This window comes from Burkholderia sp. APQ4-4ca, from assembly GCF_057837105.1.
This window is the reverse complement of sequence record NZ_JBYQCG010000071.1, coordinates 79,803-92,834: the sequence shown is the minus strand read 5'-3', so window position 1 is coordinate 92,834 and position 13,032 is coordinate 79,803. Positions and strand designations below refer to the sequence as shown.

16 protein-coding genes are annotated in these 13,032 nt (G+C 69.6%); 3 read left to right on the top strand and 13 right to left on the bottom strand.

The annotated features are described in order from the left end of the window. Positions 1 to 3: 3 nt before the first annotated feature. The 12 genes from ligD to AC3IFE_RS05800 form a co-directional block, all read right to left on the bottom strand. Complete coding sequence (ligD, locus tag AC3IFE_RS05855; protein WP_301736891.1) at positions 4 to 2,814, bottom strand: DNA ligase D; 2,811 nt, start codon at positions 2,812 to 2,814, stop codon at positions 4 to 6. A gap of 54 nt (positions 2,815 to 2,868) precedes the next feature. Further along, complete coding sequence (gene ku / locus AC3IFE_RS05850; protein ID WP_489189863.1) at positions 2,869 to 3,891, bottom strand: non-homologous end joining protein Ku; 1,023 nt, start codon at positions 3,889 to 3,891, stop codon at positions 2,869 to 2,871. Positions 3,892 to 3,982: 91 nt separating this feature from the next. After that, on the bottom strand, positions 3,983 to 6,097 hold the full coding sequence (gene katE / locus AC3IFE_RS05845; protein ID WP_301736889.1) for a catalase HPII: 2,115 nt from the start codon (positions 6,095 to 6,097) through the stop codon (positions 3,983 to 3,985). Between the two features lie 127 nt (positions 6,098 to 6,224). After that, on the bottom strand, positions 6,225 to 6,611 hold the full coding sequence (locus tag AC3IFE_RS05840; protein ID WP_489189862.1) for a DUF3022 domain-containing protein: 387 nt from the start codon (positions 6,609 to 6,611) through the stop codon (positions 6,225 to 6,227). Continuing rightward, positions 6,608 to 6,769, bottom strand: a complete 162-nt coding sequence (locus AC3IFE_RS05835; RefSeq protein WP_006498332.1) for a DUF1328 family protein — start codon at positions 6,767 to 6,769, stop codon at positions 6,608 to 6,610. Before AC3IFE_RS05835 ends, AC3IFE_RS05840 begins: the two co-directional genes overlap by 4 nt. Before the next feature lie 46 nt (positions 6,770 to 6,815). Next, the gene (locus AC3IFE_RS05830) at positions 6,816 to 7,004 is read right to left on the bottom strand and encodes a DUF3008 family protein (RefSeq protein WP_006498333.1); all 189 of its coding nucleotides are present in this window, start codon (positions 7,002 to 7,004) and stop codon (positions 6,816 to 6,818) included. A gap of 71 nt (positions 7,005 to 7,075) precedes the next feature. Then, positions 7,076 to 8,509 (bottom strand): RNA polymerase factor sigma-54, encoded by a 1,434-nt coding sequence (locus tag AC3IFE_RS05825; protein WP_489189861.1) that lies wholly within the window; start codon positions 8,507 to 8,509, stop codon positions 7,076 to 7,078. A gap of 228 nt (positions 8,510 to 8,737) precedes the next feature. Further along, positions 8,738 to 9,247 (bottom strand): DUF892 family protein, encoded by a 510-nt coding sequence (locus AC3IFE_RS05820; RefSeq protein WP_489189860.1) that lies wholly within the window; start codon positions 9,245 to 9,247, stop codon positions 8,738 to 8,740. A gap of 87 nt (positions 9,248 to 9,334) precedes the next feature. Next, entirely contained in the window at positions 9,335 to 9,649 is a 315-nt protein-coding gene (locus AC3IFE_RS05815; protein WP_089471211.1) for a hypothetical protein, read from the bottom strand. A 49-nt stretch (positions 9,650 to 9,698) separates the two neighbouring features. Then, entirely contained in the window at positions 9,699 to 10,010 is a 312-nt protein-coding gene (locus AC3IFE_RS05810) for a hypothetical protein (RefSeq protein ID WP_489189859.1), read from the bottom strand. After that, on the bottom strand, positions 10,007 to 10,249 hold the full coding sequence (locus AC3IFE_RS05805) for a hypothetical protein (protein ID WP_489189858.1): 243 nt from the start codon (positions 10,247 to 10,249) through the stop codon (positions 10,007 to 10,009). The genes AC3IFE_RS05810 and AC3IFE_RS05805 overlap by 4 nt, the downstream gene beginning before the upstream one ends. A gap of 192 nt (positions 10,250 to 10,441) precedes the next feature. Further along, a complete protein-coding gene (locus AC3IFE_RS05800; protein ID WP_489189857.1) occupies positions 10,442 to 10,747 on the bottom strand; it encodes a hypothetical protein in 306 nt (101 codons plus the stop codon). A 165-nt stretch (positions 10,748 to 10,912) separates the two neighbouring features. Between AC3IFE_RS05800 and AC3IFE_RS05795 the strand changes: the two genes are divergently transcribed. The 3 genes from AC3IFE_RS05795 to AC3IFE_RS05785 all read left to right on the top strand — a co-directional run bounded on the left by AC3IFE_RS05795 (position 10,913) and on the right by AC3IFE_RS05785 (position 12,267). Beyond that, entirely contained in the window at positions 10,913 to 11,167 is a 255-nt protein-coding gene (locus AC3IFE_RS05795) for a hypothetical protein (RefSeq protein ID WP_489189856.1), read from the top strand. 95 nt (positions 11,168 to 11,262) lie between these two features. Then, positions 11,263 to 11,694 (top strand): CBS domain-containing protein, encoded by a 432-nt coding sequence (locus AC3IFE_RS05790; RefSeq protein ID WP_089471207.1) that lies wholly within the window; start codon positions 11,263 to 11,265, stop codon positions 11,692 to 11,694. Positions 11,695 to 11,784: 90 nt separating this feature from the next. After that, complete coding sequence (locus tag AC3IFE_RS05785; RefSeq protein ID WP_089471206.1) at positions 11,785 to 12,267, top strand: PRC-barrel domain-containing protein; 483 nt, start codon at positions 11,785 to 11,787, stop codon at positions 12,265 to 12,267. Between the two features lie 133 nt (positions 12,268 to 12,400). On the opposite strand, the gene AC3IFE_RS05780 is transcribed toward AC3IFE_RS05785, so the two are convergent. Beyond that, positions 12,401 to 12,880, bottom strand: coding sequence for a response regulator (locus AC3IFE_RS05780; protein ID WP_489189855.1), 480 nt, complete (start codon positions 12,878 to 12,880; stop codon positions 12,401 to 12,403). Positions 12,881 to 13,032 lie beyond the last annotated feature (152 nt).

Here is a 13,032-nt window from a genome sequence, read left to right as displayed (position 1 = left end):
GCTTCAAGCGTCGGCGCCGAGCCGCGCCCGCATCGCCGCGGTGATGCGCTGGCGCGTGCCCGCATAGTCTTCCCACGGGTCGCGCTTCAGCGTGTCCAGCCGCTCGTGCAGCGTATCGATCGTCCATTGCGCGCCGCCTGTCGTGTGGGGCACTTCGTCCCAGTCGAGCGGCACCGACACGCCCATGCCGGGCCGCGCGCGCACCGAATACGCGGCGATCGTGCTCGCGCCGCGCCCGTTGCGCAGATAGTCGACGAAGATCTTGCCGCGCCGGTGGCGCGGCCCCATCGTCGCGGTGAAACGGTCGGGCAGCGTGCCGGCGACGTGCTGCGCGACCGCGCGCGAAAAGTCCTTCACGTCGTCCCAGCCCGCATGCCGCGTGAGCGGCACGACGACGTGCAGCCCCTTGCCGCCGCTCGTCTTGCAGAACGATACGAGCCCGAGCTCGTCGAGCAGCCCGCGCACGAGTTGCGCGGCGTCGATCATCGTGCGCCACGGCAACGCCGGATCGGGATCGAGGTCGAACACGATGCGGTCGGGCCGCTCGATGTTCGACGCGTGCGCGTTCCACGTGTGCAGTTCGACCGTGCCCATCTGCGCGGCGCCGAGCAGCGCATCGACGCTGTCGATCGACAGCAGCGGCCCGTGGCCGGGATCGAGCCCTTCGTGCTGCGTGACGAACGGAATCTCGCGGCGCTCCGCGTGCTTCTGGAAGAACAGCTCGCCGGCGATGTCGCCCGGCGCGCGCACGAGCGACACGGGCCGGCCTTTCAGGTCGGGCAGCAGCCACGGCGCGACCCACTGCCAGTAACGCGCGAGATCGATCTTGCGCGTGCCGCCTTGCGGGTCGAGCACGCGCTCCGGATGCGTGATGCGCACGCGGCCGAGCGTGTCGGGGCCGGACGCGTCGCCTTCGGCGCGCGCGGCCGCACGCGCACGTGACGGGCGCTTGCGATCGGCGGTCTCGTGAGCGGCAGGCGATGCGCGCTTGCGTGTGTCGTCGTGCGGGGTCTGGCGTTGATCCATCGTCACCTCCGTTTCCGTGTGTTTCGGCCGCTCGCGGACGATCTGCTCCGCCGGCTTGTCGTCGCGCAGCGCGATGAACGCCGCCTGCCGCACGATCCCGTCGCCGGTCCATTCCGCGAATTCGCATTCGGCGACGAGCGTCGGCTCGACCCAGTGCACGCGCGTGCGCGTGCGTTCGCGCGGCGGCGCATCGAACGGCATCGTGTCGCGTTCGTGCTTGCGCAAAATCGCGGCGAGACGGTCGAGCATCCGCGCGTCGAAGCCGGTGCCGACGCGGCCGACGTAGTGCAGCGGCGCCGGCCCGCGCCGCCGTTTGCCGGCGGCCGGCGGCTCGTGCACGCCGAGCAGCAGCGCGCCGAAGCCGTGCCGGGTGCCCGACGGCTCCGTAAAGCCGCCGATCACGAACTCCTGCCGGCGCCGGCATTTGAGCTTGATCCACGCAGGCGATCGGCCGGCGCGATAGCGCGAGTCCGCACGCTTGCCGATCAGCCCTTCGAGGCCGGTGTCGCACGCGCTCGCGATCAGCGACGCGACGTCCTCGCCGAGATTGGGCGAAAAGCGCACGCACGCCGGGTCGCTGTTCGCGAGCAGCGGTTCGAGCAGCGCGCGACGGGCGGTGAGCGGCGCGTCGCGCAGGTCGTAACCGTCGAGATAAGGCAGATCGAATACGAAGAACGTGACCGTGTCCGAGCGGTCCGCACCGAACGCGTTCTGCAACGCCTGGAAATCGGGCAGACCGTTTTCGCCGAGCACGACGGCCTCGCCGTCGAGCCATGCGTCGTCGACGTCGAGCGCCGCGAGCGCGTCGCGCTGCGCGCGCAGCTTCGCGGTCCAGTCGCGGCCTTCGCGCGTCATCAGCGTGACGCGCCGGCGCGTGCCCTTCCCTGCAATGCGCGCGAGAATTCGATAGCCGTCGAACTTCAGTTCGTAGCACCAGCCGCCCTGGGTCGGCGGCGCGTCGACCAGCGTCGCGAGTTGCGGCGCGACGCGCTCGGGCCGCGGCGCACGCACCGCGCCTTCGACCTGCGACGGATCGGCGGGGGGCGGGCTTTCTTCACTTTCGTGGCTGGCGTCACCAGCGTGTCGCGCGTCAGGTCCATCGCCGCCCTCGTCCGTCGAGCGGCCGCGCCGCGTCGCGCGCTTGCGCGCCGCGCCGTTGGACGCACCGTCGTGCACACTCCCCGGCCGCTCGCCGACGACGTCGAATTCGTCGGCGCTGCGGGCAGCGTCGTCCCCTTCCTTGATCAGCAGCCACTGCTCCTGGCGCCCTTCCTGCCGCCCGCTGCGCACGAGCGCCCAGCCGCCGTGCAGCTTCTCGCCGTCGAGCCGGAACGTCAGCTTGCCCGCCCGATAGCCTTGGCGCGCCTGCGCCACGCCGCCGTCGGGCGTCCACGTCCCCTCGTCCCAGACGACGACCGACCCCGCGCCGTAATGCCCGGCCGGAATCTCGCCTTCGAACGACGCGTATTCGAGCGGATGGTCCTCGACGTGCACCGCGAGCCGCTTGACCTGCGGATCGAAGCTCGGCCCCTTCGGCACGGCCCACGACTTCAGCGTGCCGTCGAGTTCGAGCCGGAAGTCGTAGTGCAGCCGGCGCGCGTGGTGCTCCTGGATCACGAAGCGCAGCGGCTGGCGCTCGCGCGCGGCAGGCTTCGCCTTCGGCTTCGTGCCCGCTTTCGTGTCGGCCCGCGCATCGGCCTTCGTGCGTCGCTTTCCGTGCGCCCCTTCGGGCTCGGGCGTCGCGCCGAAATGGCGCTTGCGGCGATACGGATCGAGCTTGCCGGCCATCGCGTCACCTCGTCGGAGGAATCGGAATCGAAATCGGAGTCGGCGTGATGGGCGTCACGCCGCATGCTTGCGGCGCGCGGCGGTCTTCTTCGTCGCATGGTCGCTCGCCGCGCTGCGTTTCGCGGCGGTTTTCTTCGCCGCGGTTTTCGTCGTCGTGCCCTTCGACGCGGATTTCGATGGCGGCTTGCGACGCGCGCCGCCCCGCCCGGATGACGGTGACGACGACGCGTCGTCCTCCCCTTCATCGCGTTCCGCACGCAGATCCGCCGCCCGCGCACCGGCGCCGCCCTTCAGGCTGCGCTTCAACAATTCAGTGAGATCGACGACGTTGCTCGCCGCGCGGCCCGTCTGCGCGGGCCGATCCTCGATCTCCTCGATCTTGCCCGCGCGCACCTTGCGCTCCACCAGTTCGAGGATGTCGTCGCGAAACGTGTCGTGATATTCGTCGGGCGTCCACGTGCCCGACATGTCGTCGATCAGCTTCTTCGCCATCCCGAGTTCGCGCGCGGTCACGCCCGCGCCCTTCGCGTCGGCGGCCGGCACCGGCAATTCGTCGAGCGGCCGCAATTCTTCCTGCCAGCGCAGCGTATCGAGCGCGAGTATCGGCCCGACCGGAATCAGCGCGCCCAGATGCTGGCGGTCGCGCATCACCACGAGCGCGATGCCGATCTTGCCGCTGTCCTTCAGCGCGTCGCGCAGCAGCGCATAGACCTTCTCGCCCTTGCGGTCGGGCACCAGGTAGTACGGCGTGTCGAGATAGAGAAACGACACGGCGTCGGCGTCGACGAAGGTCAGGATATCGACGGTCTGCGTCGATTCCGGGTTCGCCGCGCGGATTTCGTCGTCGGTGAGCACGACGTAGCGCTCCTTCTCGTACTCGTAGCCGCGCACGATATCCTCGCGCGTGACTTCCTTGCCGGTGCGCTTGTTGATCTGCCGATAGCCGATCGGGTCCATCGAGCGCTTGTCGAGCATCCGGAACGACGGCTTCACGGTGCGCGTCGCCGGAAACAGCTGCACGGGCACGTGCACGAGCCCGAAGCTGATCGCGCCTTTCCATATCATCCGCGGTGCCATGCGTGTTCCTCCTTGCCGGATGCGCGCCCGCCCGAAGGCAGGCGCGCGGTACGGCCCAAACCGCTATCGGCCGCGATCGGCCAATTTCGCGCTATGCCGGCAACTCCGCCGCCTGCTGCTCGCGCGCCCACACGCGATGCTGGCCGAGGTGATCCGACAGCGTGTTCAGTACCGTGTCGAGATCGACCGGCTGCCCGACGCACACACCTTCGGCCGGATCCGGCAGGTGCGCGGCGCTGAGCAAGTGCCGCCCGGATCCGACGGCCGCGATCGGCTTCAGGTGCTTGAACGCCTCGCGCACGAAATGGCGGGCGTCGGCGCTGTGCGCGAGATCGCGGCCATCGCCGTCGCCGCCGCACACGAACACCGCATCGAACATCACCGACGGCATGCCGACGAGCGTCGCCTCCGGCACGATGCCGCCGATCGGCGCGAGCGTCGGCGCGACGATCGTCGGCACCGCGTGCGCGGCCAGCAGCGCGTCGCGCACCTGCTCGACGAGCACCGGGTTCACGCCGGGCGTCGCGATCAGCGCGATCTTGCGCGAGCGGATGCCGGGCTTCGCGCGGCCGATCAGGCTCAGCGCGGGCGAGCGCTGCGCGACGACCGGCGTCGCGGCCGCCTGCGGCGCGGGCAGACCGAGTCGTTCGGCGACCTGCGCGGCGAGCCCCGCGTCGAAGCGCGCGATGATCTCGTTGACCACGCGCTCGCGAATGTGCGGCTGCGTCACCTTGCCGAGCTCGAAGCAGTACGCGTCCCGGATATGCCGTTGCTCGATGTCGGTCATGCTCTGATAAAACAGCGCGGGCTGCGAGAAATGGTCGGCGAATGATTCGCTGCGCACGCGCACCTTGTGGCCTTCGAGCGGCTCCGGCACGGTCTCGAACCCGCCGCCGGACGGCGCGGGCGGCGTCTCGCGCGGCCAGCCGCCGCTCGTCGAGTTCGGCTCGTACGACGCCTGCCCGACGTTGATCGTCTGCCGATGCATCGCGTCGCGCTGGTTGTTCGCGAACGGGCACACCGGCCGGTTGATCGGAATCTCGTGGAAATTCGGGCCGCCGAGCCGGCTCAGCTGCGTGTCGGTGTACGAGAACAGCCGCCCCTGCAACAGCGGGTCGTTCGTGAAATCGATGCCCGGCACCACGTGGCCCGGGTGAAACGCGACCTGCTCGGTTTCCGCGAAGAAGTTGTCGGGGTTGCGGTTCAGCGTCATCCGGCCGATCGGCCGCACCGGCACGCGTTCTTCCGGCACGAGCTTGGTCGGATCCAGCAGGTCGAAGTCGAATTTATCCGCATCGGCCGGGTCGATCATCTGCACGCCGAGTTCGAACTCTGGATAGTCGCCGCGCTCGATCGCCGTCCACAGGTCGCGCCGGTTGAAATCCGGGTCGTGGCCGGCGATCCGCTGCGCCTCGTCCCACAGCAGCGAATACGCGCCGCTCACGGGCCGCCAGTGGAATTTCACGAAACGCTCTGCGCCGGCCGCGTTCACGAAGCGGAACGTGTGCACGCCGAAGCCGTCCATCGCGCGATAGCTCGCCGGCAGCGCCCGGTCCGACATCAGCCAGAGTACGGTGTGCGTGGTTTCGGGCACCAGCGACACGAAGTCCCAGAACGTGTCGTGCGCGGACGCGCCGGTCGGCATCTCGTTCGGCGCCTCGGGCTTTACCGCATGCACGAAGTCGGGAAACTTGATCGCGTCCTGGATGAAGAACACCGGCATGTTGTTGCCGACGAGGTCGTAGTTGCCTTCCTGCGTATAGAACTTCACCGCGAAGCCGCGTACGTCGCGCACGGTGTCGGACGACCCGCGCGGCCCCTGCACGGTCGAGAAGCGCACGTAGACCGGCGTTTCGGCGGCCGGGTCCTGCAGGAACGCGGCCTTCGTGTACTCGGCCATCGGTTCGTACACGCGGAACACGCCGTGCGCGGCCGAGCCGCGCGCATGCACCACCCGCTCCGGAATGCGCTCGTGATCGAAATGCGTGATCTTCTCGCGCATGATGAAATCTTCGAGCAGCGACGGGCCGCGCGCGCCGCCGCGCAGCGTGTTCTGGTTGTCGGCGATCCGCACGCCCTGGTTGGTCCGCAGCGCCTCGCCGTCGGGGCGCGCACGATGCTCGTCGAGCTGGCGCGACTTCGCGCTGTCGTGCGGGGGCGTCGGTTGCGTCGGGGGCGTCTTGCCGGCGGAGGGGGGAGTCGTCATCGTCAGGTGTCCTCGTGGGATTCGGTAGGAAGCCGCTGCCGCACGGCGACACGCCGCGGCGCGCGCGTGCGGACGGCAGGAAAAGCCGGCCCGGCGCGCCGCGAACGGCCGCGGGCCGGTGGCGGTGTCAGGGCGCGCGCAGCGCCGCGTCGAATGCCACGGCCGTCACGTCGAGCGCGACGTTGCATTCGATCACCGTGTCCTCGACGCGCGGCTTGTGCTCGTCCACCGCGCGCCGCGCGCGGTCGCACAGCTGGGTGCGCACGCGCAGCCGGTCGGCCGTATCGAGCGTCGCGTAGCGTTCGATCACGTCCGCGTCGAACCGCATGTCGACCGTGCAGCGCCATTCGCGCGCGTCCTCGTCGGACGGCACGCGCACCCACGACACGTGGATCGTCAGCCGCCCGGACGTGTCGTCCGCGTGCACGACGACCGTCGACTGCGACGGAAAACCGATCGCGAACGCATGCTCGAGTTCCGCGATGCGTTGCGACCGGTCGGGCGTGACCGTCATCGGCGCACGACCCCGAGCAGCAGCGTGACCAGGAAGATCACGACGAAGATGTAGAACAGGATCTTCGCGATCTCGGCCGCACCGGCCGCGATGCCGCCGAAGCCGAACACGGCGGCGATGATCGCGATGACGAAGAAGATGATGGCGTATCGAAGCATGGAACCCTCCTGGATGACAGCGGTCGTCACTAAACGTCGGCGCCGATCACGCATCGTGCTTGTGTTTCGGTTTGCCGTGCGTGGGCGTGGAAGCCATTTTCTCGAGCTCTTTCTCGCTCATCGACTTGGCCATCGATTTCGACGGCGGCTTCAAGTCCTTCATCTTCGTGTCGCCGCGCTTGGCCGACAGCGCGGCCCCGGCGGCGCGCTGCTGGGCCTGGGATTTGGCTGGCATGGTTGCGCTCCTCTCGTTGGCGCGCGAGCCGACGCAACGCGCGGCACGCGCGGGTTGGAACAATGAGGCCGTCACGCGGCGTCGCGGCGCCGCAGGTCGGCCGGCGGAATCTTCATCGCCTGGCGATACTTGGTCACTGTCCGACGCGCAAGAAGAATGCCGCGGCCCGCGAGGTTCTCCGCGAGCGCGACGTCGGACAGCGGGTCGGTCTGCCGCTCGGCCGCGATCATGTCGCGGATCAGCACCTTCGCGGCCGACGCCGAACACACGCCCTTGCCGGCGGCCTCGAGCTTGCGCGGGAAGAAATGCTTGAACTCGAACGTGCCGTGCGGCGTGGCCATGTACTTGTTGCCGGTCGCGCGCGAGACGGTCGATTCGTGCAGGTCGAGCTCTTCCGCGATGTCGCGCAGCACGAGCGGCTTCATCGCGATCTCGCCGTAGCGGAAGAAATCGCGCTGCCGCGCGACGATGCATTCGCCCACGCGCTGGATCGTGTCGAAGCGCTTTTGCACGTTGCGGATCAGCCAGCGCGCTTCCTGCAACTGCTGGCCGAGCGGCGAATCGCGCTCGCCGCTCGACTGCGCGAACAGCGTCGCATAGCGTTCGTGCAAGCGGGCGCGCGGCAGCACCGCCGGATTGATGGTGACGATCCATTCGTCGCGCACCTGGCGCACGATCACGTCGGGCACCACGTAGTCGCCGCGCGTGCTGCCGTAGTGATTGCCGGGGCGCGGATCGAGCCCGCGCACGAGCGCGCAGGCCGCCTGCAGCGTGTGCGGGCTGCAGCCGAGGCGCCGCTGGATTTCGGCCGTCTCGCGGCGCGCGAGCCGCTCCAGATGCTCGCGTGCGATCGTCTTCGCTTCCGCGAGCGCCGGCGTGCCGGCGGGAATCGCGTCGAGTTGCAGCACCAGGCACTCGGACAACGAGCGCGCCGCGATGCCGGGGCGGTCGAGCATCTGCACGAGCCGCAGCGCGACCGCCAGATCCTGTTCCGACAGCAGCAAGGCCGGATCGGCGGCCACCAGCAGTTCGGACAGCTCCTGGCGCAGATAGCCGTCGTCGTCCAGCGCATCGATTACGAGGCGCGCGGCTTCGCGGTCGCGCCTGTTCAGCGGATAGAGTCGCAGCGCATCGTGCAGTTGCTGATGCAGGGAGGGTTCGGCGGCCATCCATTCGCCCGGCGACAAGCCGTCGGCGTCGTCGCCCTGACGGCTCGTGCCGCGCGGTGCGGGCGCGGCCGTGAACGGCACCTCGCCGTCCGGCGCACGGATGTCGTCGCGCTCGGGCGCCGCGTCGGGCGCGGCCGCTTCGCTCGGCGCCTCGGCGGGCGCCGCAGCGGTTTCCTCGTCGCCCTGGCCGTCTTCCAGAAACGGGTTCATGTCGAGCGCCTGGCGCAATTCCTGTTGAAACTCGAGCGAGGACAACTGAAGCAGTCGCAGCGACTGCTGGAGCCTCGGCGTAAGTGCCAGATGCTGTCGCATCTGCAGCGCAAGCGAGACGGGCATCGAAAGCCTCCTGACGTTGGGTTCGCGGTTCGCGGTATAGCTTCTGCCCAACGTCATGCAGCTTCCGTGCCAGTCGCGTGAAGCATGCTGCGAAGCGGTTCTCGGGGGTTCGCACCCCGTTTCGCCACGCGCCAGAGCCGCTTTTTTACAAGCCGGGGGCAAGTTAGGGGGCACGTATTTCGCTCACGAGAAGCGGCACGTTCCGCAAGCGCCCCACGGGCCGCGCGGCTACCGCTTCGCGTCGATGCGGTCCACCGCCGACCGGTCGAGAAACGCGATGGTCAACTCGGGCAGATGGCGCAGCAGCCACGCGGCCATGTCGCGCTCCTGCTGCAAAATCCCCTCGCAACCCGCGCGAATTTCGTCTTCGCCGGCCGCCTGCGCAGCCGCGACGAGGGCCGTGTAGGCGGCGATCTCGAGCTGCGCGAACGCATAAGCGGCGAGCGCCGTCTTCACGATTTCGTCGTCCGCGAGCATGCCGCTCGCGATCTGCCCGTACGCGGCCACGCGCGCGGCGAGGTCCTTGGTCGCCGACGGCGACGTGCCGAGCCGCATCAGGCACGCCTCGACGAGCGCCTGCTGGCCGAGCGTGGCGTCGAGATGCAGCCGAAGCCGGTCCTGCAACGCCGGATAGTGACCGACCCGCCTCATCTGCGCGTCGATCATCGTCTCGGCCTGGCGCTCCATCGCGTACGCATCGCGCAGCCAGTCCTCCAGGTGCTCGTGCTGATTCGCCATCGCGTTCCTCCGGCCGCATCGCGGTGCGGCATGCCGTGACGCGGCGTCGCGTCGTGCCTGCGCGGCGCGTCGCCGCGGGGCGTCCTGTCAGTACTGCATCGGCGGCGGCGTGCCCGGCAGCGGCTGGTCGCCCTGCGTGCCGTTCGGGCCCGGCGGCGGCACGTCGGCCGGTTCGCCGACGGTCGTGCCGCGCGGCATCGTGTTGCCCGGCGACGGACGCGTGTCGTAGCGCGTGTTCGCGTCCGGCATCGTCGTGGTCGACTGCGCGCCGCGCCCGTCGGGCGGCGCGGGCGGCGCCGCATGCGTGCCGTACGGGCCGCTGGCCGGTTGCGTGCATGCGCCCAGCGCGCATGCCGCGGCGAACGCACAGGCGCCCGCGCGTATCGTCTGGATCGTGTTCATCGAATCCTCCCTGGAATCGACGGCTCCGGGCTGGCCGTTACGGCACGGCTCAGAGCCGGTTGAAATGGAAATCGCCCGCGTACGCGGTCGGTGCGCGGCGCGCCATCATCGTGTCGAATTCGGCCGCGACGCGCGTGAGCGTGCCGCGTTGCCGGTCGACGTCGGCCTGTTGGAGCGCGGCGAACGCGTCGGCGTCGAACGTCACGGTCAACGACGCCGGATGGCCGTCGACGCGAAAGCCGATATGCAGCGCGCCGGCCGGGTGCTCCTCGACGTGGAACGGCAGCGCGCGCGCCTCGAAATGGCGGCCGAGCGTTTCGGCGATGTCGCGCAACATGCCGGGTTTCATGCGGATGCTCATTGCAGGCCCTCCTTTCGTCTCGGCGGCATCGCACCGGTTGCCCGTGCACGCACCGGCGGCTCAGGCGACGGCGGATCGCGTTCCGGCGGCGCATGCCCGGGCGGATCGCCCTCCGGTTCCCGGTACGGTTCGGGCATGTCCGGCGGCACGTCCTCGGGACCGGGCGGCGCGGGGTCCGGCTCGATGTCGGGCAACGGCGGTTCGGGCCGTTGCAGCCACTGCGCGGGTTCGGGTGTCATCGGCATTCCCTCGTTGCGAAGTTCGGGTCGGGATCGGCGCGACGGCCGCGTATCGCGGATTCGCAAGCCGCGTGCCGTCCGTTCGGGTTGCCGCACGCCGCACCCCACGGGGATCGATACGCATGCGTGCGATCCGGCGCGGCGCGCCGTGCCTTCGCTACACCGGTCGCTGCAAATCTTGCAAGCACGCGGCTACGCGTCGTACGCGGCCATCACGAGCCACAATTCGCGGCCGTCGTCGCGCACGCGCGCGGCGAGCGCATACGGATCCGACGGCTCGCACGCACATTGCAGCGCGAAGCGCGCGGGTTCGGTCGCGCCGAACGTCTCGTCGCCGAGCCGCCGCACGTCGGCCTTGCCTTCGAACATCCGGCGCTCGGGCCGGTAGATCAGCGGTTCGTGCTTCCACGTATCGAAATGGCTTTTCACCGAATCGAATCCGCCGCCGCATACGTTGATTTCGTAGCGCACGCCTGGTCGTCGTTTCGGAATCGTCATCGTGCCTCCCGCTCGATGTGCGCGCAGCAGGCACCCTGTTGCGCCGGGTCGTGATGGTCGTCGTCGTGGTCGTGGTCGTCGCAGTGGCAAGGCGCGTGCCGTGCGCACGGAGCAGGCACGCCGGTTGCGCCACACAGGCTCCTCGTCACGATACGGAGCACCGCCATGAAGGATTCGACCCGGCCGGGCCACGACGCACCGGCGCACGAGCGGCAGCCCGACCCGCAACCGCCGCTGAAGGATCAGGACCGCACGCGCACGCGCCATTCGGAGCGCCATATCGACAAGCAGCTGGAGGACACGTTTCCTGCAAGCGACCCGCCCTCGACCGGCGGCGTCACGCGCATCGAAACCGACAAGCCGGCCGGCACGCACGGCGGCGGCCCGCGGGACGACAAGCGCGACCGCGACGACGCGTGACGAGACGGCCCGCGCGCGGCATGCGGTTTGCTGAAGTTTGCTGAATCGCACCGGCCGCATCGGCACCTTGCTACCCCTACCGGAAGGAGAACTTCATGCATCGCGTCAACGAAATCATGTCGCAGGACGTCGTGCGGATCGCCCCGACCGACTCGATCCGTCACGCCGCCCAATTGATGGAGCGCTACGACATCGGCGCGCTGCCCGTGTGCGACAACAACCGGCTGATCGGGATGGTGACGGACCGCGACCTCGCGGTGCGCGCGATCTCGGCCGGCAAGCCGCCGGAGACGCGAATCCAGGAGGTCGCGTCCGGCCCGATCGAATGGTGCTTCGACGACGATCCGCTGGACGAGATCCAGCACTACATGGCCGATGCGCAACTGCGCCGGCTGCCCGTCGTCGATCACGACAAGCGACTGGTCGGCATGCTGTCGCTCGCCGACATCGCGACGCGCACGGCCAGCCCCGAGCGCGACGACGTCGCGAACACGCTGGAAGGCGTGTCGCAACCGAAGCAGACGTGACGGGGCGATCCCGCTCCGCCTCGACAACCCGCGCGACCCGCAGGGCCCGCCCCCGGGCACGGTCGCGCCCCACGCAGCCAGGAGGACACCATGCAGACTCCCAATCAAGGGCAGACCCGCATCATCGGCAAGGGCGCCGCGACGGCGGCCGGCCCCGGCCCCGACGTGATGGCGGCCGATACGCTGGAAGGCGACAAGGTCTATACGACCGACGGCGACGACGTCGGCAAGATCAAGGACATCATGCTCGACGTGCGCTCGGGCCGCATCGCGTATGCGGTGCTGTCGAGCGGCGGCATCCTCGGCATCGGCGACAAGCTGCACGCCATTCCGTGGAGCGCGCTGACGCTCGATACCGAACGCAAGTGCTTCCTGCTGTCGGTGTCGTCCGAGCGGATTCGCAACGCGCCGGGGTTCGACAAGGACCATTGGCCGGCGATGGCCGATCCGCAATGGGCCGAGCCGCTGCACGAGTTCTACGGCAGCACGCCGTACTGGAGCGCGGGCGACGAGCTCGGGCTGACCGATCCGACCGAAGACCTCGACGACCCGCGCACGCGCGGCCGTCACTGACCGCACCCGGACGCGGCGCCGGTTCGCCGGCGCCTGCGTTCGGCATGCGTTCGATACGCCCCGCCTGTGCGGGGCGTTTTTTTGTCCTCGGGCGGCGGTGGGAAAACGCCGCATCCGCCGCCCGCCAGCCTTTTTACAAGGGTCGTGTAACGTCCTCGTCGGCCCTCACGGCGCCGCCGCTCGCCGATTCGAGGTAGCCCAGCAGCCGGTGCGGCGTCAGCGGCTTCGCACAGTGCGCGTCGAAGCCGGCTTCCTTCGCCCGTTCGCAATCGAGTCGCGACACGAGCCCGCTGCACGCGACGAGCAGCATGTCGGCGGTTTGCGGATCGCCGCGCAGCCGCGCGGCAAGCTGCAGCCCGTTGAGGCCGGGCATCGCGATGTCGAGCACGACCGCGAACGGCTGCCACGCGCGCGCGACGTCGCACACGGAGAACGGATCGTCGGCGACCCGGCACTCGAAGCCGCGCGCCTCCAGCAGCAGGCGCAGCGCATCGGCCGCATCGCGATAGTCGTCGACGACCAGCACGCGGCGCGGGCGGCGCGGCACGCTGTCGGGTGCGCGCCACAACAGCACGTCGTCGGCGGCCGGATCGTCGCCGGGTTCGGGTTGCATCGTGCTTCTCCTGTCGTTGGACGGGGTGGCCCCGCAAGGCGCGCGCCCATGCCGACTGCATCCGGCATGCCGGTTGCTGTCTCGTTCGCATCGTCGACCCAGGAGTCCTTCATGCGCGCGATGCGGCTTCGATCCTCCGGTTTGCTTTCCTC

Coding starts and splice junctions, on each gene's coding strand:
- AC3IFE_RS05815 (WP_089471211.1), bottom strand. CDS start 9,649: ATGAACACGATCCAGACGATACGCGCGGGCGCCTGTGCGTTCGCCGCG.
- AC3IFE_RS05835 (WP_006498332.1), bottom strand. CDS start 6,769: ATGCTTCGATACGCCATCATCTTCTTCGTCATCGCGATCATCGCCGCC.
- AC3IFE_RS05825 (WP_489189861.1), bottom strand. CDS start 8,509: ATGCCCGTCTCGCTTGCGCTGCAGATGCGACAGCATCTGGCACTTACG.
- AC3IFE_RS05830 (WP_006498333.1), bottom strand. CDS start 7,004: ATGCCAGCCAAATCCCAGGCCCAGCAGCGCGCCGCCGGGGCCGCGCTG.
- AC3IFE_RS05800 (WP_489189857.1), bottom strand. CDS start 10,747: ATGACGATTCCGAAACGACGACCAGGCGTGCGCTACGAAATCAACGTA.
- AC3IFE_RS05790 (WP_089471207.1), top strand. CDS start 11,263: ATGCATCGCGTCAACGAAATCATGTCGCAGGACGTCGTGCGGATCGCC.
- AC3IFE_RS05795 (WP_489189856.1), top strand. CDS start 10,913: ATGAAGGATTCGACCCGGCCGGGCCACGACGCACCGGCGCACGAGCGG.
- ligD (WP_301736891.1), bottom strand. CDS start 2,814: ATGGCCGGCAAGCTCGATCCGTATCGCCGCAAGCGCCATTTCGGCGCG.
- AC3IFE_RS05820 (WP_489189860.1), bottom strand. CDS start 9,247: ATGGCGAATCAGCACGAGCACCTGGAGGACTGGCTGCGCGATGCGTAC.
- AC3IFE_RS05810 (WP_489189859.1), bottom strand. CDS start 10,010: ATGAGCATCCGCATGAAACCCGGCATGTTGCGCGACATCGCCGAAACG.
- katE (WP_301736889.1), bottom strand. CDS start 6,097: ATGACGACTCCCCCCTCCGCCGGCAAGACGCCCCCGACGCAACCGACG.
- AC3IFE_RS05840 (WP_489189862.1), bottom strand. CDS start 6,611: ATGACGGTCACGCCCGACCGGTCGCAACGCATCGCGGAACTCGAGCAT.
- ku (WP_489189863.1), bottom strand. CDS start 3,891: ATGGCACCGCGGATGATATGGAAAGGCGCGATCAGCTTCGGGCTCGTG.
- AC3IFE_RS05785 (WP_089471206.1), top strand. CDS start 11,785: ATGCAGACTCCCAATCAAGGGCAGACCCGCATCATCGGCAAGGGCGCC.
- AC3IFE_RS05780 (WP_489189855.1), bottom strand. CDS start 12,880: ATGCAACCCGAACCCGGCGACGATCCGGCCGCCGACGACGTGCTGTTG.
- AC3IFE_RS05805 (WP_489189858.1), bottom strand. CDS start 10,249: ATGACACCCGAACCCGCGCAGTGGCTGCAACGGCCCGAACCGCCGTTG.